The 17,605-nt window shown below is 59.3% G+C and carries 9 protein-coding genes; 6 read left to right on the top strand and 3 right to left on the bottom strand.

Going from position 1 to position 17,605, the window contains the following annotated elements; genetic code table 11:
- Nucleotides 1-10: 10 nt before the first annotated feature.
- The 3 genes from HNR03_RS18660 to sohB all read right to left on the bottom strand — a co-directional run bounded on the left by HNR03_RS18660 (nt 11) and on the right by sohB (nt 9,897).
- Nucleotides 11-3,877, bottom strand: coding sequence for a dermonecrotic toxin domain-containing protein (locus HNR03_RS18660; protein WP_259155089.1), 3,867 nt, complete (start codon nt 3,875-3,877; stop codon nt 11-13).
- Nucleotides 3,874-8,742: an NEL-type E3 ubiquitin ligase domain-containing protein gene (locus HNR03_RS18665; protein WP_259155090.1), complete on the bottom strand. Its 4,869-nt coding sequence runs from the start codon at nt 8,740-8,742 to the stop codon at nt 3,874-3,876. The genes HNR03_RS18660 and HNR03_RS18665 overlap by 4 nt, the downstream gene beginning before the upstream one ends.
- A 132-nt stretch (nt 8,743-8,874) precedes the next feature.
- Nucleotides 8,875-9,897, bottom strand: coding sequence for a protease SohB (sohB, locus tag HNR03_RS18670; RefSeq protein WP_259155091.1), 1,023 nt, complete (start codon nt 9,895-9,897; stop codon nt 8,875-8,877).
- A 204-nt stretch (nt 9,898-10,101) separates the two neighbouring features.
- Between sohB and HNR03_RS18675 the strand changes: the two genes are divergently transcribed.
- The 6 genes from HNR03_RS18675 (at nt 10,102) to HNR03_RS18700 (ending at nt 17,524) form a co-directional block, all read left to right on the top strand.
- Nucleotides 10,102-10,812 (top strand): histidine phosphatase family protein, encoded by a 711-nt coding sequence (locus HNR03_RS18675; RefSeq protein WP_208672329.1) that lies wholly within the window; start codon nt 10,102-10,104, stop codon nt 10,810-10,812.
- 77 nt (nt 10,813-10,889) lie between these two features.
- Nucleotides 10,890-11,204 carry an SCP2 sterol-binding domain-containing protein gene (locus HNR03_RS18680; protein WP_007976511.1) on the top strand — a complete coding sequence of 105 codons (315 nt, stop codon included), beginning with the start codon at nt 10,890-10,892 and terminating at the stop codon, nt 11,202-11,204.
- Between the two features lie 293 nt (nt 11,205-11,497).
- Nucleotides 11,498-13,345 (top strand): amidohydrolase, encoded by a 1,848-nt coding sequence (locus HNR03_RS18685; RefSeq protein ID WP_259155177.1) that lies wholly within the window; start codon nt 11,498-11,500, stop codon nt 13,343-13,345.
- Nucleotides 13,346-14,329: 984 nt separating this feature from the next.
- Nucleotides 14,330-15,193, top strand: a complete 864-nt coding sequence (locus tag HNR03_RS18690; RefSeq protein WP_259155092.1) for a LysR family transcriptional regulator — start codon at nt 14,330-14,332, stop codon at nt 15,191-15,193.
- A gap of 97 nt (nt 15,194-15,290) precedes the next feature.
- Nucleotides 15,291-16,436 (top strand): SRPBCC family protein, encoded by a 1,146-nt coding sequence (locus HNR03_RS18695; RefSeq protein ID WP_259155093.1) that lies wholly within the window; start codon nt 15,291-15,293, stop codon nt 16,434-16,436.
- Nucleotides 16,433-17,524, top strand: coding sequence for an SMP-30/gluconolactonase/LRE family protein (locus HNR03_RS18700; protein WP_259155094.1), 1,092 nt, complete (start codon nt 16,433-16,435; stop codon nt 17,522-17,524). The genes HNR03_RS18695 and HNR03_RS18700 overlap by 4 nt, the downstream gene beginning before the upstream one ends.
- Nucleotides 17,525-17,605: the final 81 nt, after the last annotated feature.

The raw sequence follows: 17,605 nt of genomic DNA on the forward strand, positions 1-17,605 counted from the left end.
GCTCCCCTTACTATGAGCCGATCGGAAACGGTCGTCCCATGGCCTCCCAGTTCCGATAAAACACAGCCTGCGCCTCAAGCTCTGTAAACAGCGTGAAAGGGTTGTCATCATCAACCTGCGCCGCTTCCACGTCCTGCACCAGTCGAGTCCACAGAACCTCTGAGGCGTCGGCATCGCCGAGCAGCCGCCACACCCTCGCCTGCAAGGTCAGGTAGTCGACCCGAAAGTCGGCCGTCAGGGCCATGCCATCCATGACCCGCAAGAACCGAATCCCCAATGGCCTGGCTGCCAGCCGCTGCCAGATCAATCGCCGCGTCTCCCGCAGCGTCTCATCGCCTTCACGCAACCACTCGATACCATTGCCATCGTCGGCGTGAGCCTCGCTCAACCACAGGTTGATGCCCGTTCGCCGGCGATTCTCGACGATGCGAAACAGCGTGTCCTCATCCGTCAACGGATTGCCTTGCAGCCTGACACGGTCCCTGGCGATGGCCTGGTTGAGCACCGTCTGTGGGACACGGGTGATACGGTTATTACGCAAGTCCAGGGACGTCATGTAGGGCTGTTCCATGATCCCGACCGGGCATGTGGTGATCTGCGTATTGCTCAAATTGAGCTCGCGCAATTCGTTCATCCCCAGCAGCAGGGGCGGGACCTCCAGCGGGTTGTTGCTCAAGTCCAGCGTGTGCAGGCGCGTCAGCTCCGTGAGCTGCGAAGCACCGCGCTGACTGAACGTCAGGTTGGTCGAACGCAGATTCAGCGTCGTCAATTGACGCATCTGGCTGATCGCATGAGGCAGTGCGCGTCCAGCCTCGCCGTCGGCGCTGAAGTGACTCAGATCGACACTTTCCAGGTTCAGGGTTTCAAGGTTGGGAAAGCTCTCAAGAAAGCCGTTCAGGCTGTCCTCTTCGGTCACGTGGAATCCGCGCATCGATAATTCCAGAACCGTGTTGAGCCGCACGTTCAATACGGGTAAGCGGTGGTAATCCTCGAAGTCGAGATCAAGCCTGTCGCCGCGCACGTGTTCGCCGGCCAGGAGAATGTCCTGTCGGGGCCAACGCTGTTGCCAGATGGCGACCAGCTCCTCGGCCAGTTCCTGGCGGGTGACTCGCTCATAATGCATCTCTGTCAGCATCAGCTGGACGTTATGGGCCTGGATCTGCACAGCGTTGAGCCCTGCCGCCTCGGGATCGCCGGCGGTCAGCTGGGGAACCCCCATGTCATGGATGTCGTCCGTCACCTGATCAATCCAGCCGAAGAGGTCTGTGTTGAGTTGCTGCAATTGTTGCTTGAGTCCATCGATGTGCGCCTGTGCCGCTGCGCCTTCGCGCCGCAGCAATGCATCGGCCTGGGCATCGGTGAAATCCGGATAGATGTCTTTGAGCTGCAATCTCATCATCTGATGCGTCAGCGCTTCGGCCTGCGGCGTGCCCGGAAAACCGCCGCCTCTGAGCCCCGAAGCCTCGAAAGGCAAACCGGCATCCATTCGCTGAAGCCCGAGCATCAACTCGGGACGAGGTAACGTCTGACGGCCGATGTTCAGCCGCAACTGACCTGCCGGATCAACTGAATCGAGGTGCAGCGCTAAACGCTCGTCGTCTGACAGCAGGCCCACAAGCGCTGTATAGAAATCCGTTTGCCGGTCCTGATGCCGGTAACCCTGTTCCTCCTTGATCAGGCGCCGGACATCGCTCGCATCGAGTGGACCGCTGCGGTCCAGTACGCGACCGACTGCAGTCTGATCCAGCACATCGATGCGAATGTGCCTGGGCCAGCCTGGTTGCCGGGCGAGCGAGTGCAAGGCCAGTGCGTCCGACTCGGGGTTAACCATCGAGCGCAGGAACAGACCTTCATAGGCTCGATTGAGCCTTACATGTTGCTGGTATTGCCGCGCCTTGCGGTCCAGGCGTGCAAGCACCTGGCTGGCCTCGGTAGTGTCGGGCAAGGCCTGGAGGTCGATGCCAGAGCGCTCAAGCATTTGCTCGATGGCGCTTTTGGGCAAACCCGGATATTCGCGTTGAAACAGTTGAACCCATGCATGCTCCGAGTGCTGAAGCGCCTGGTAATGCGGGTTGAAGAGCGTAAGGTCCCCTGCCGGACCGAGGTCCTGATCGATCTTGAAGCGACTGATCGTGTCCGCCAATAACGGCGTCGGCGCTCGGCCCGCCTGTATCAGCCGCAGCATGTCGTCGTCCACCGCGCTGACGGTGCCAATCTGCGCCAGCACTTCATCGCTGAAGGAAGCCACGGAGGGACCGACTCCGCGCAAGAGCGCAATCCGGTTGAGCGCAGGACCGGGCATCGGCGCAACGGTCGGTGCCGTCCGCACCTCCACCGCTTGCGGATTCACCTCGGGCTCCGGGCCGGGCTCTGCCAGGTGCTCGGCTTGCGCGGCTTCACCCTTGAGTACCGACGCGCCACCGATCATCGGCAACGCGTTCAGCAAGCCAAACACCGTGCGCGTCAGGCCTTCGGAGCGTTGGCTGGACGTTTTGCCGTTGACCGCCTGATTCAGGCCATAACCGGCGTCAATCAGCCCCGCCAGCGCCAGCAAACCCTCGCCTCCGGGGAAGAACACGGCGAGCGGGCCAAAGCGGTTGATCCATTGCACCACTGGTTCGACCACGGCGCTCAACTGATCCCGGCTGACCTGCGCATCGTCGCGAATGGTCTTGATGCCTGCCATTGCAGCTTGCTTCATCGTCAACACCAATCGGGCGAAGGGATCGGTGGCGAGCAGCGGATCGTCAAAGCCGATGTACTCGGCAGGGTCCCAGTAGCCATCGTCGTTGAAGAAGCCGGCGTTGGAGTTCAGCCGGTGCTTGGCAGGATAAAGCGTCATGCCGTCCAACGCCGTCAGTACGCCAGCGTGGAAGGTACCGTCCTCGCGATCGTCTTCAGCGAAATGCGCGGCCAACGCCTCTTTTGTCGCGATGGACCGGCCCTGCGCGACCACCCATTGCTGCAATTGCGTGGCATCGGCGAATTCGTGCAATGGGGAAGAATTACCGGGGATGTACAGCAGCACGCGAGGACTGGAAGTATCACGCCAGGCCCAGATATCCGTCGCGGTGTAGCGGTACAGTTTCAGCAAGCCGCACCTGACCGTTGAAGGCATGCGAGCGGGTGTTTGCAACTGCTCGATAGTCAAGGTTTCCCAGGATTGATCGGCTGGCAGGCCAGCGACCTGCATCGCAAGTTCCAGGCCCTTTTGAGTCAGCCGCTGCTCCTGCAACTGCAACCAGGCCGCCATGACAAACGCTGCTTTGACCGACGTTCTCAAGGCGTAGGGACTGGGTGCAAGGAGCACGTCATCGGACGGCCACGCCTGATCGAGATACGTTTTGTACAAGCCCTTCAGATCCAATTCCCAGACCCATTTCTTGAAGTCGGCGGGTCTCAGGGCAATCTCCGTCAGCGGTCCATACGTTTGCGGTGAGGTTTGCCGATAAATGCCTTCATACGTGTGGTGGTTGCCGCTGCCGTGATCGGCGAATTCGTCGACGTTATCGATTATCCGCACCGTTGGCCCGACATCCGGCGGCGTGTACAGACCAAACGCGGTTTCCGCAAAGCGCCCGTCGCCAACTGTCTGGTAGTTGGACAGCAGCGTTTGAAGCAACGAACGACTGCTCGCCACCCGCCCCTGCTCGACACCGTCCTGTGCAGGATGGCCTTTATAGCTGTAATCGAGCGTGACCAGAATCGCGGTCTGTGGGTCAATGCCCTGCCCCCATTTTTCCTTGATCAAATGCTCGCCAAACTGGCCGGGGGTTTGCGGCAGCGCGATGTCCACCAGCGTTTTCAGTTTTTCGTGCATTTTTGGCACTGGTAACGGAACCGGCCCGGCGACATCATCGTGAGAATATTCGTTCATCGGGACACTCCCGAGCTCGAACTGGTACTCGGAACTTCAGGTGCGCGATGGCGCGCCAGTGCCGCGGCAGTCAGCCGCCTGAGTAGATCCCGACGTTCATTCTTGAAGTTGTCGACGAGGGCGTTCATTCGTTCGCTGGCGACTTCGCGGGTGAGTTCGAACTGTCCCTCGAGTTGGGCAAACGCCTGCGCTGACCGATCCGAGATAGCGAAGAACTGGTCTTGATGGGCCGACTCCAGATACTCCACCCAAAACCTTTGACCGATGATCCACTCCAGCAATGCACTGCTGCGTTCGGTCATCAGGACCGCCTGATATACCCGTCCCAGCATCGCGGGCGTGACCTCGACATTCCAGGGCGATGTCATGGTCCGTGGTTGGGATGGCAAGCCGAGGCGCTCTGACAGCCCGACACGATAGGCCAGACTGATCTCCAATGCATGCTCGTAGCTTTTTTGTTGGGAACCGCTACGGGTGTTGATGTCAGCCAGCGCAAAGCGCTCGACCTCCTGCAGGCGGAACAAGCCCCTGAGCAGCACGATGAATTGCTGTTCCAGAGACGCAGCTCCGGTGGTGGCGGCGGTATTGGCCCGGTAGCACAACACCAGCACTTCCATCTCACTGAATGAGGCCGAATAGCCATCGGCGCTGACCCGCCCGAGACGAGCCAGCCGAAACAATGCACGTCGCAAGCGATCGTCTACGCCCGCGGCCTCCAGAACGTTCCAGATTCGCTGACTGAAGTCGGAATACAGTTGTTTGTAATCGGCGATGTCGGACAATCGCGCGATCACATTGAAAAAGTCCCTCGAATCCGGATAAGCCTGCAAAGACTCCCACAACCCTCGCCGGGTCTGAGCCTTGGCGACGTCGAGCCCGGCCAGCCAAGGTGCGACCTGATTTGCGTCAGTAGCAGAACGCGCGTTTAGCCGACGATACTCTGAGGCGATGATGCCAAGACTGACGCCGGTTCTTTGCTGATAAGAAGAGATCCCCTTGATGGTGTCGGGTGATAACGGGTTGCCATGAAGATTGGTTCCCTTGTTAGGCAATGGATTGCCCTTGAGCACCTCATCTGGAAGTGTATCGATTCGATTGTCACGCAAATCAAGCTCACGCAACCTTGGCAGATCCACCGCGCCCGCAGGCCATTGATTTATCCCCGCGCCCTGCAGGCTCAGCCTTTCCAGGTGCTGCATCCGGCTGACATCGGGAGCCCGAGTCAGGCTCGGATTGAAAGCCAGGTTCATCGATTGCAGACCGGTCATTTCGGCCAACTGAGCCTGCGAGGCCGGGGTCAGCTGAATCAGGTTGTTGCTCAGGTCCAGATCAACCAATCGGGACAGGGTGGTCAATGCCTGCGGCAACCTTGTCAGGTGGTTGCCTCGCAGAGACAGGGTTCGAAGATTATCGAAATTTTTCAGAAAGTGGTTCAACCCTGCGCTGGCACCCACGCCGTCCATCACCAGCCTGCCTATATGGCTGAAATCTCCGATAATGACCGGTAACTCTCCCAAAGGCTGCGCGGAAAACGTGAGTGTGCCAAGAAGGTGCTCGCCTGATTGAATGACCTCGGGTTCCTTGCGCCAGCTGCGAATGATCGCCTGAGCCGCGCTGGCCTTGCTGAGTCTCGGCACCTCCAGCCGTGGTCCGTCGGGTGCCTGATGCCAGGTCTGACGGTTCACCCAGCGACTCAGGTCTTCCCTGATTGCCATGAACTCCAGCCTCATTGCCTCCAGCTTCTTCAGCGACAAAATCACGTTCGTCCCCGTAGCGTTAAGCAGGGCGTGGATTTGCCTGGGAGAATGCAATGGATATAGCTCCCGCGCACGACGCATCAGCACGTCATGGCTGGTGATGATCGCGAGGCTGTTGGAGTGCCCCGTCGAAGGTGTCGCCAATGGCCTGTCTGCCAACCTCATGGGCGAGGTGTAGCCCGGCCGCGATGGCTGGTCATCCATGAGTTGCGCTACAGCCGGTCGTCGCTGCAGGGCACGCTCCGTGATTTTCTCTCGCAACGCAGCCCCGGCATCGTCCGCATGTACGCCCAGCAAGGTCTTGCGCCTCGCCGAGAGACCATGCCAAAGGGCCTGAAAATAATGATCGCGTGTTCGCTGGGAAAAGGTGCTCGAGGGGGTTGTGGTGTCGACAAACACGCTGTATCGATCGGCGTGAACGTTGACTTGTACTTTCTCCGGAGCGTTCGCCATTCCGATGCTGGTCGATGTGTTGTGGTGACCTGACGACTCCCCTATCTGAACCCGCACATCGCCGGTCCAGCCTGGCAGTTGCTCAAGGGTGTCGAGTACCAAACGGTCGGTATAGGAACCTCCCGCGGCACTGAGATACAACCCTTCGTATGCCCGGCTGACACGCACCTGCTGCACAAAACGACTGGCCTCCTCCGCCAGCCTCAGGGGGATTTTGTCATCATCGAGTTCGTCCCCTTCCCCCGATTCGGCATGCCTGACCAACTCGTCGGCGACAGCCGCAGGCAAACCGTCAAACCTTTTCATCAATACGGCAACACGGGCATTGTTCGGGGCTTCGGTGCGTTGATAGATCCGCGTAAACAGCCCAGGCCTGTCGCGTTCGGCCTGTTCGGCAATGATCGTTGTCAGGGCCTTGCCCTGAGCGGCCGCATCCGTGGTTTTCGTGTTCAACAGGTGCTCACGCCGACCACTGCTCAAGGCTGACAATAGCGAGGCATGCAAGAGCCCTTTATCCAGCGTGTCCTGATTGAGGCTGAGGGTTTCCCCGGCCTGCGCGTTCGTTGCACCATGGAAACTGACGCGCCCACCCGAAGCATTGACAACCTTGATGGCGGCGCCGCCCGGCCACCTTTCAGAGGTTGTCAGCAGATGCAATTGCAGGTCTGGGTCGGCCAAGGAAGCTGTCGAGGGTTCCTTCATCTGCTCGATAAAGCGCGTGACCGCCGCGTCTGCCCGAAACCGATGCACCGTATCGACCAGCAACGCCGGTGGATGGCTTCGGGAAATGTGAGCCTGGCGCATCACCGCGTCTTCGATCCCGTAGACGGCAATAATCTGCGCAGCCGTGTTATCAGGCACGTCATCACGGGAATAACCGAACCGACGAAACAGTTTCAGCCGATCCCATTCCTGTAGCAGCTCCGAGTCGTGGCGCCAGGCCCCGACATCGTTGGTTTCAAGCACGGGGTTGTAGGTCTCCCCGGCACCCTGTGGCGCAAGCACCTCCCACAGATCCGTTCCGGTTTTGGGCCGCACCGCATAAACTGCCGCGTCGATCGGAAGATATGCTTGCCCGTCAGCCCAATGCAGCCCTCTGGTATCAGGCGCTGACCCTTGCGGCAACGTCCGGCGCTGGTGATAAGGCGACAGATCAGGCTTCCACAAGCGGCTTTGCGAGTCAGCGCACGTGACCTTTCTCAGCCCCTCGATAAACAGGGACGCCCGGATGGTTTTGTACGCACTTGCGGCAGCGGCCGTACCTGCCGCAAATGCCGCCATCAAAATCAGGTTCTCGACGGTATCGAACAGGTAATCCGTGGCCTCCTCCAGCTCGCCCCTCGACCAGCTGGCAATACCTTCATACACCTGCGACAGCAGTTGTACGGCGGTCACCGCCAACAGGACCTCGCCTACAACAGGCAAAAAAGAGGCGCCAAACAGCACCAGGTTGATGCCGATGGACGTATAGGTCTGAAGCCTGTCGAGACGGGACTTTTCGTCTTCATCATCCGTTGGTACAACCAGAATTCTGGCATTCGCCATGACCTGGTCCGAATACTGACGAAAAGTCTGCTGGAAGATATCGCCTACAATGTCGTCACCGGATAACGACACATACACCGTATGACGAGGAAGCGGCGAGGTGTTTGACGACAGTAACTTTTCATCAAGGTTTTTCAGGAAAGCCGAACGCTCGGCGAGCTTGATGTAGCGCATGAACCATCGACGATAATCGTCGTGTCGCAATCGCCGACTCAACTCCACTTCGAAATCGGTGAACGATGCGAATTCTTTCAGCGGATGCAGCGGGTCACCCGGCAGATACACGACACACCGGTTATCGTCATCGTCATGCTCTTTGACGGGGCCGATGAACATCGCGCCATTGAGCGTCATACCAAACAGCTTCAATGCCTGATATCCCAGCGTGTTATTACCCAGCCTCACAGGTTGCCGGCTCGTCACCGCCTTCAACGCTTGATGAACTTGCGCACTGATATGTTTCTGCATCAACGCCGCATGCCTGCTGACTTCAAAACTGTTCCGGGCATGTGCAATGTATTTGTCGCGTAGTGGGTGACGCTCGGATACCGGTTCAATCAGGTTCTTGAGATGCGTCTGGTATTGCTTTCCTAAATCCAGTGTCCGGCACAATCCGGCAAACTCATGGGGCTTTATCAACAGTGTTTTAGCCGCATGCCCGGTGATTTTTTCAGGAATGTATAGCAACGAAGTGTCGTTGTAGTTTCCCGGCAACGTTTCGTTGAGTTCAAAATTTTCACAGGCAGCGGACAGTAAATCCCGGTCAATCGGCAACACCAGTTTTCGACGAAGGCCCAGCAGGCTTGAGGTTGACCGTACGTGCTGAAAGACCACACCTGCCACTTCCAGCGGCGCGCCCAGCTTGTCGGACATGGCTTTGGCCAGTAACGGGGTACAGAAATCTTCAGGGGATTGAAGGGTTTTAAGGAGGCTTGCCACCTCACCGCGTGAGCGATGGCTGGCATTGAGGCTTTCATACAGCTCAGCTCGCAATGGGGCTGATGCAGCCAGAAGCCAGGCCGGGGTATTACTTTTAACCAGATCAAAAAAAAGGCTCTGTTGCTCTGGCGTCAAGGCAGGAATGGGTTGATGGGTGGGCTGAAGAGACATGGCTGATCACTCGTAACTGACTAGAGCCACCAGCCTATCGAGCCGCTTTTTTTTCAGGTGGTACCTATATACCGCCACAAAAAAAGCCCTTCCATTGCCAGGCAATGAAAGGGCTCGCTTTTTAAAGAATACTTACCAGAAGCGTTGCTGAGTCAACCGGCTCCACCAGCTCAGCAATACGCGATCAACCGAACTACTGGCCGCCATGCCGATGCGCTCTTGCAGGCTTTTGCGTTCGGCGTAATGCAAGTGGTACAGCTCGGACTTCTTCGCCCGCTCAGCGAGGTATTCGTCGCTGGTCTTGAGTTCGTCGACCAGTTGTTTGTCCAGCGCTGCGATGCCTAGCCAGATCTCGCCGGTGGCGACCTCGTCGATGGCCAGTTGCGGGCGATAACGCGAGACGAAGTTCTTGAACAACTGATGGGTGATGTCCAGGTCTTCCTGAAACTTCTCGCGGCCTTTCTCGGTGTTTTCGCCAAACACGGTCAGGGTGCGTTTGTATTCGCCGGCGGTCAGGACTTCGAAATCGATGTCGTGCTTTTTCAGCAAGCGGTTGACGTTCGGCAACTGAGCCACCACCCCGATCGAACCGAGGATCGCGAACGGCGCACTGATGATCTTCTCGCCGATGCAGGCCATCATGTAGCCGCCACTGGCCGCAACCTTGTCGATACAAACGGTCAGCGGCACGCCGGCATCACGAATGCGCGCCAGTTGCGAGGACGCCAGGCCGTAGCTGTGAACCATGCCGCCACCGCTTTCCAGGCGCAGCACGACTTCATCCCTGGGCGTGGCCAGTGTCAGCAACGCGGTAATCTCGTGACGCAGGCTTTCAGTGGCCGATGCCTTGATGTCGCCATCGAAATCCAGCACGAACACCCGGGGTTTGGTCTCGGACGCCTTCTTTTGCTTTTTCTCGGATTTAGCCTGGGACTTGCGCAGGGCCTTGAGCTGGTCCTTGTCGAGCAAGGTCTGCTCCAGGCGTTCGCGCAGGCCTTTGTAGAAATCATTCAGTTTGCTGACTTGCAACTGGCCGGACGCCTTGCGCCGACCTTTGCTGCGCAGCGCCGCGATACTGGCCAGGACCACCAGAATGGCGATCACCAGTGTCACGGTCTTGGCCAGAAAACTGGCGTACTCGGACAAAAACTCCACAGTGACTCCTTCAATACAAAGCGCGGATTGAAACACGCGCGGGATGCCTCCAGCATACCCATGCGCTGCGTCGACGACCAGTCGGGAAACCTCTGGCAACAAGCCTGTAACGGGCATTTCAAACAAGCGTATGTTTTTTCATTGACAGCTCACCGCCATCCTCATAACCTCGCCAAACCTTCAACGTACCGGGATGACGCGGACGTGGGCAGTATCTATTTGATTCGACATGGCCAGGCCTCCTTTGGTGCAGACGACTATGACGTCCTGTCGCCGACCGGAATCCGTCAGGCAGAAGTCCTGGGCCAGCACCTCGCCGAACTCGGTGTCTGCTTTGATCGCTGCCTGTCGGGCGACCTGCGCCGCCAGCAGCACACGGCCAACAGCGCGCTGGAACAGTTCGCTGCCGTGGGCCTGCCGGTGCCGCCCCTGGAAATCGACAGCGCTTTCAACGAATTCGATGCCGACGCGGTTATCCGCGCGTTGCTGCCGGCCATGCTGCAGGACGAGCCGCATGCACTGGACATCCTGCGCAACGCCGCGCAAAACCGTGGCGAATTCCAGCGCATCTTTGCCCTGATCATCGAACGCTGGCTCGCCGGCACCTATGACACTCCGGGCCTTGAAAGCTGGCTGGGCTTTGTCGAGCGCGTGCAGGCCGGTCTTCACCGCCTCCTCGAAAACGCCGACCCCACCCAGAAAATCGCCGTGTTCACCTCCGGCGGCACCATCACTGCCCTGCTCCATCTGATTACCCAAATGCCTGCAAGGCAGGCGTTTGAGCTGAACTGGCAAATCGTCAACACCTCGCTCAACCTCCTGAAGTTTCGGGGACGCGAGGTGGCTCTGGCTTCCTTCAACAGTCATGCGCACTTGCAGCTGCTGAAGGCCCCGGAACTCATTACGTTTCGTTGAGTCCGGACTATTGTGACCCTGGCTGTAATCACCGGCTGTAATTACTCTGCTCTTATTACCCAAGAAAGGATCAAACCATGACCTCCGTAGCTGATGCCGTACAAGCAATGAAAGCCAAGTTCAACCCAGCCGCTGCTGCCGGTCTGGACCTGGTATTCGGTTTCCGCATCGACGACACCAAGAACTTCTCGCTGATCGTCAAAAACAGCACCTGCGAGCTGCAAGAAGGCGAAAACCCTGACGCCCAGGTCACGCTGGTCATGGACGGCGAAACCCTGGAAGGCATCGTTGACGGTTCGACCGATGGCATGCAGGCGTTCATGGGCGGCAAACTGCGCGCTGAAGGCGACATGATGCTGGCCATGAAACTGTCCGAGCTGTTCCCAAGCTAAGACGGCGGCTCCCGACCTTCGGGAGCACCTCTTGCTGCAAACGAATCCCGCCCCCCGAGGCGGGATTCGTCGTTTTTACCCTCTGGAAACGGCCGCCCGTGGATTTGCGGTCTATATTCCTTCTGGCCGCTTGCGCCAGGCATCGGCCGTTTGCCCCCGATCAATTGACGGAGCGCGCCGCCATGAGCCCACCTGACGTCCACAACGGTTTCAATCACCGACGTGTATTGCAAGGCCTTTCGGCAGCGTCCATCGAGACCTGGATCAGTCCGCAAAGCGCTGGGAGTAAAACCATGCCCGACACCCCCGCCGACCTCATTCTGTACAACGGACGCCTGCACACCGTCGACCGCAAGAAACCCCAAGCCAGTGCCGTTGCCATCAAGGACGGGCGCTTCGTGGTGGTCGGCAGCGACGCTCAAGCCATGGCGCTGCAAGGCCCCGCCACGAAAATCATCGACCTGCATGGCCGCACGGTGATTCCCGGCCTCAACGACTCGCACCTGCACCTGATCCGCGGCGGCCTCAATTACAACCTCGAACTGCGCTGGGAAGGCGTGCCTTCACTGGTCGACGCCTTGCGCATGCTCAAGGACCAGGCGGATCGCACGCCAACCCCGCAATGGGTGCGCGTGGTCGGTGGCTGGAGTGAATTCCAGTTCGCCGAAAAACGCCTGCCAACCCTTGATGAACTGAACAAGGCAGCGCCCGACACACCGGTGTTCGTGCTGCACCTCTACGACCGCGCCCTGCTCAACCGCGCGGCGCTGAAAGTGGTCGGCTACACCCGCGACACGCCAAACCCGCCGGGCGGGGAAATCCAGCGGGATGCCAACGGCGACCCCACAGGCATGCTGATCGCCCGCCCGAACGCGATGATTCTGTACTCGACGCTGGCCAAGGGACCGAAGCTGCCTCTGGAATATCAAGTCAATTCCACTCGCCAGTTCATGCGTGAACTCAATCGCCTGGGCGTCACCAGCGCCATCGACGCCGGCGGTGGTTACCAGAATTACCCGGACGACTATCAGGTCATCCAGCAACTGGCCAAAGACCAACAACTGACCGTGCGCATCGCCTATAACCTGTTCACCCAGAAACCCAAGGAAGAGCTGACCGATTTCAAGAACTGGACCAGCACGTCCCAATACGGCCAGGGCGACGACTTCTTGCGGCACAACGGCGCCGGGGAAATGCTGGTGTTTTCGGCGGCGGACTTCGAAGACTTCCTCGAACCGCGCCCGGACTTGCCGCAAACCATGGAGCAGGAACTGGAGCCGGTAGTCCGCCATCTGGTGGAACACCGTTGGCCGTTTCGCCTGCATGCTACGTACAACCAATCCATCAGCCGTATGCTCGACGTGTTCGAGAAGGTCAATCGCGACATTCCATTCGATGGTTTGCCGTGGTTTTTCGACCACGCCGAAACCATCACCCCGCAGAATATCGAGCGGGTCAAAGCCCTGGGTGGTGGCATTGCGATCCAGGACCGCATGGCGTTTCAGGGTGAGTACTTTGTCGACCGCTATGGCGCCAAAGCCGCCGAACACACGCCACCGATCGCGCGCATGCTGGCCGAAGGCATTCCGGTGGGCGCCGGCACCGACGCTACGCGCGTGTCCAGCTACAACCCCTGGACTTCGTTGTATTGGCTGGTCAGCGGCCGAACCGTCGGTGGTCTGGAGCTGTATCCGCAAGGCTTGAGCCGCGACACGGCGCTGGAGCTCTATACCCACGGCAGTGCCTGGTTTTCTTCCGAACAGGGCAAGAAAGGTCAGATCAAGGTTGGGCAACTGGCTGATTTGATTGCACTGTCGGCGGATTACTTTCACATCGAGGATGAGGCGATCAAATGGATCGAGTCGGTGTTGACCATTGTCGATGGCAGGATTGTCTATGGTAGCCATGAGTTCGAAAAACTCGGGCCGCCGCCGATTCCTGTGGTGCCTGAGTGGTCGCCCGTCGCTACTGTGCCGGGGCACTGGAAAACCTTGGCGCCGTTGACCGCGCAGGCTCATCAGTGCGCGGGGGCTTGTGCGGTGCATGCGCACAGTCATGAGCGGGCGCGGTTGTCTTCGGCACCGGTCAGTGACTTTCAAGGGTTCTGGGGGGCGTTTGGTTGTTCGTGTTTTGCGTTTTGAATAGGGGCTTTGCTGACACCTTGATGCTGTTCGCTTGAGAAAGTTTTTGGGGGGTGGGTTGGGGTTGGGTACATATCCGTTTTTGGGGTAACGGCGGCTATTGGTTCCGCTTTTACAGCGGGTCACTTGGAGAAGCGCCAAGTAACCAAGCGCTTTTGCCCCTGACGTTCGGTGCCTCGCTAAGGCTCGGCATGCCCTCGCTCCGGTCCTGCTCCGTGGGCCCGCCGCCATCGGCCATCCATGGCCGGGGGCGGCTAACCCGGCATCCATGCCGGGTTGCCCACTGCGCAGAACCTGCGCTCGGCCTCACGAGGGGGCATGCAGTGCCAAAGCAAAGCGAGGCGGCCTACGGGCCGACCTGTTTGCTCAACGCTTGCGCGTAGTGGTTACTGATCGTTCCCATGCTCTGCGTGGGAATGCATCCCGTGACGCTCCGCGTCACCCTTGCGCAAGACTCAAGCCTGGTGTGGACAGCGGAACGCAGAGCGTCCCCGGCGGCATTCCCACGCGGAGCGTGGGAACGATCAAACCTAAAGCAGATCGGCGCGCAGCTTTTGCTTCTCACCACTCATCAGGTCGAGCGTTAGCTCGCCTTCAGCTTTTGATCTTGATCTTGATCTGCCCCGTCGGAAGGCCGAACGCAGGTTCTGCGTAGTGGGCAACCCGGCATGGATGCCGGGTTAGCCGCCCCCGGCCATGGATGGCCGATGGCGGCGGGCCCACGGAGCAGGACCGGAGTGAGGGAATGCCGAGCCACAGCGAGGCACCGTACGTCAGGGGCGCTAGCGCTTGGTTACTTGGCGCTTTTCCAAGTAACCCGCCGTCAGGGCGGAACCAATAGCCTCCGTGACCGCAGAAACGGATATACCCCCCAACCCCATGAACGAAATTACGCCAACTCCCACAGGCGACTCGGCAACAGCTATATAAACGAGATTCGCAGGATCCGTTTACAATCCCCACACTTCCCGCACCGGCCCCTCCATGGACATCGATCTCGCGCGCACCTTTCTGGAAATCGTCCGCCACGGCAGCCTCGCCGCCGCGGCTGAAAAACTCCACGTCACCCAGACCGCGATCACCGCGCGCGTGCAGAAACTCGAAAGCCAGCTCGGCAGCACACTGTTTGTGCGCAACCGCGCCGGCGCGCGCCTGACGCCCAATGGCGAAGCTTTTGTCGTGTACGCCAACCAACTGGTCCAGACCTGGGAAGCCGCGCGGCGGGATCTGCCGTTGCCAGAAGGCTACCGCGACGTGTTGCACATCGGCGGCGAAGTCAGCCTGTGCAACCCGCTGATGCTCAGTTGGGCCGGCGAACTGCGCGAGAAGATCCCCAGCCATGCCCTGCGCATGGAAATCCGCGATGGCGAAAACCTGCTGCGACAACTGGAGCTGGGAGTGCTGGACGCAGCGCTGGTCTATCAGCCCGAGTACTGGCCGCGCCTGCAAGTCGAACAGGTCCTCGAAGAAAAGCTCATCCTGGTACGTCTCGCCGGGCGCCCCGATCCATACGTGTATATCGACTGGGGACCGGACTTCCGCCGCCAGCACGATGCCGCCCTGCCCGAAAAAGCCAAGGCTGCCTTGACCTTCAACCTCGGCCCCCTGGCCCTGCAGTACATTCTGGAAAATGGCGGCAGCGGCTACTTTCGTACGCGCGTAGTCCAGAGTTACCTGGAAAGCGGCGTGCTGGAGCCTGTGCCCAAGGCGCCCGAATTCAGCTACCCGACCTATCTGGTCTATTCCCGTGATCGCGACTCGGCGACCCTGCAACGGGCCTTCGATTTGCTGCGCGAAGTCATCAAGACCGATGACGACTGGTCCCAGCGCTGGAATCCGCTGGCCTGACACACCGGATCATGGCGCTTGTGTCCTTGAGGTTGTTCCAGCCTAGACGGGCAGATCAGCTAATCTGCGGTTATAACAATAACCAAAGGTGCGCGCAGTGAGGCAAACCACCCAGGCATTCCGTGACCGCTATCGGGCCGCCATCCATCCGCGCTACAACCCTTGGCTGCACGGCGCTTTCGTGTTGCTGTTCGGGTTACTGGCCATCGGCGGATTCTGGAGCACCGTGCATCAGGTCCAGCCGCTGGAATGGCTGGCGGTGCCGCTGACGCTGCTGTTCTTCAACTTCGGCGTGTACGTGGTGCATCGACATCTGGGGCATCACAAAAAGAGCTTCGCGCGGATGTTCTATGCTCGTCATGCTGGCGATCACCACAGTTTTTTTGCCCCCGGCCACATGACCTACGACAGCGCCCATGACTGGCGGGTGATTCTGTTTCCTGCCTGGCTGATCGTGCTGCACACCGTTGTCATCACCCTGCCCCTCTGGTGGCTGATGGGTCGCTTCGACAGCAACGTCGCCGGATTGTCGGCTGGCTGCCTGGTGCTCGGCTACCTGACCTATGAAGTGTTTCATGCCTGCGAGCACCTGCCACCGAGCAACCCGGTCACACGGCTGCCGTGGATTCGCCAGATGCGTCGTTTGCATGAACTGCATCACCGACGCGAGCTGATGCAGGAACGCAATTTCAATATCGTGTTTCCGCTGATGGATTACCTGTTTGGCACCCTGTATTGGGAGCCGGAGCACGACACCCAGCCACTGACGAGAACGGCCATGACCCGCATGCAGCACCAGATCGCTATCGCCGGCAATCCAATGGATGTGCTCGCCTACGCCAGCACCGTGACCCGTTGGCCGGAGTGGCATCCGTCCTCCCTCAAGGTCGAGGGAAAAAGTGGCCCGTTGCATGCCGGCGCGCGGTTCGAAGAAGACATCCGCGCTGGCGGGCGTGACGGCCACTTGAGTTGGGAGGTCAACGAATACCTGCCAGGCCGGCGCTGGAGCGCCTGGGCGCGGGGCGATCACGGGCTGTCGCTGGTGGTGACGTACGAGTGCGAGGCTGATGGCGATCACACTCGCTTTATCCGTACACTGGACTACCAGTTCGCCGGCCTGGCAATGCGTATCGCCAATCGAATGCTGCTCAAGCGGCGCATCGAGCGCGAATCCTCGGCGTCGATGCTGGCGTTGCGGGAAATGGCGCAAATACACTTGACCCAGGCAGGAGCCACCGCGTGAGAAGAGCCTTAAGGTTTCGCAATCTACTGCTGTTATTGATCATTGCCCTTGGCGTCTTTTTACTGTTATTTCCGACCAAAGTCCGACCGGTAGCCTGGACTCCCGCACCGGCCCCCTCTCTCACCGTCGGCGTGTATGCCGACAATCAACGTCTAAAAGGCGTGCAGCGTATCGGCCCCACGGGCATTGAAGGGCCAGAGGCGCTGTTGCTGGAGGAAAACGTGCTGATCACCGGCCTGCACAACGGACGCGTGATTCGTACCAGCCTCGACGGCAAGGACACCCAGATTCTGGCCGTTACCGGCGGCCGGCCCTTGGGCATGGCGCGGCACCCCAGTGGGCTATTGGTGATTGCCGATGGCGTCAAAGGCTTGCTGTCGCTGGATGCTCATGGCCGATTGTCAGCGTTGACCACCGAGGCTGGCGGCGTACCCTTCGGCTTTACCGACGACGTGGTCATCGATAAATCGGGGCATTACGCCTATTTCAGCGATGCTTCCAGTCGTTGGGGCTTGGGCAAGGATGGCGAGGCGATCATCGAACATGGCGGTGACGGTCGGCTGTTGCGCTATGACTTTCAGTCCGGAAAAACCACGGTGCTGCTCGATAAACTGGAGTTTGCCAACGGCGTGACCCTGGGGCCTGATGAGAGCTTTGTACTGGTCAACGAAACCGGCGCCTATCGCATCAGCCGTTATTGGCTGAGCGGACCGAAGGCCGGCACCCACGACCTGTTCATCGACAATTTGCCGGGGCTGCCGGACAACCTCGCATTCAACGGTCGCGACCGGTTCTGGGTGGCGCTCTATGCTCCGCGCAATGCGCTGCTCGACGCCACGGCGCCACACCCCTTTGTGCGCAAATTGATCGTGCGGGCGTTGATGCTGCTGCCCAAACCGGTGGAAAAACGCGGGTTCGCGCTGGGACTGGACCTGGATGGCAAGGTCATTGCCAACTTGCAGGATGCGAGCGACGGCAATTACTCGCCGATTACCACGGTGCGTGAGTACGGGGACTGGCTGTATCTGGGGTCGTTGAAGGCCAACAACATGGTCCGGTTGCCGCTGAGTACCGCCCTACAGAAATAACCCCAATCAAACTGTGGGAGCGGGCTTGCTCGCGAAAGCGGTGTACCAGTCGATATCTGCCTGGACTGATACACCGCTTTC

The organism is Pseudomonas sp. JAI111 (assembly GCF_024809425.1).
Taxonomy (GTDB): Bacteria; Pseudomonadota; Gammaproteobacteria; order Pseudomonadales; family Pseudomonadaceae; genus Aquipseudomonas.

Bases quoted from the DNA above. Each gene is read 5' to 3' on its own strand.
- HNR03_RS18690 (WP_259155092.1), top strand. From the start codon at position 14,330: ATGGACATCGATCTCGCGCGCACCTTTCTGGAAATCGTCCGCCACGGC.
- HNR03_RS18665 (WP_259155090.1), bottom strand. From the start codon at position 8,742: ATGTCTCTTCAGCCCACCCATCAACCCATTCCTGCCTTGACGCCAGAG.
- HNR03_RS18680 (WP_007976511.1), top strand. From the start codon at position 10,890: ATGACCTCCGTAGCTGATGCCGTACAAGCAATGAAAGCCAAGTTCAAC.
- HNR03_RS18660 (WP_259155089.1), bottom strand. From the start codon at position 3,877: ATGAACGAATATTCTCACGATGATGTCGCCGGGCCGGTTCCGTTACCA.
- HNR03_RS18685 (WP_259155177.1), top strand. From the start codon at position 11,498: ATGCCCGACACCCCCGCCGACCTCATTCTGTACAACGGACGCCTGCAC.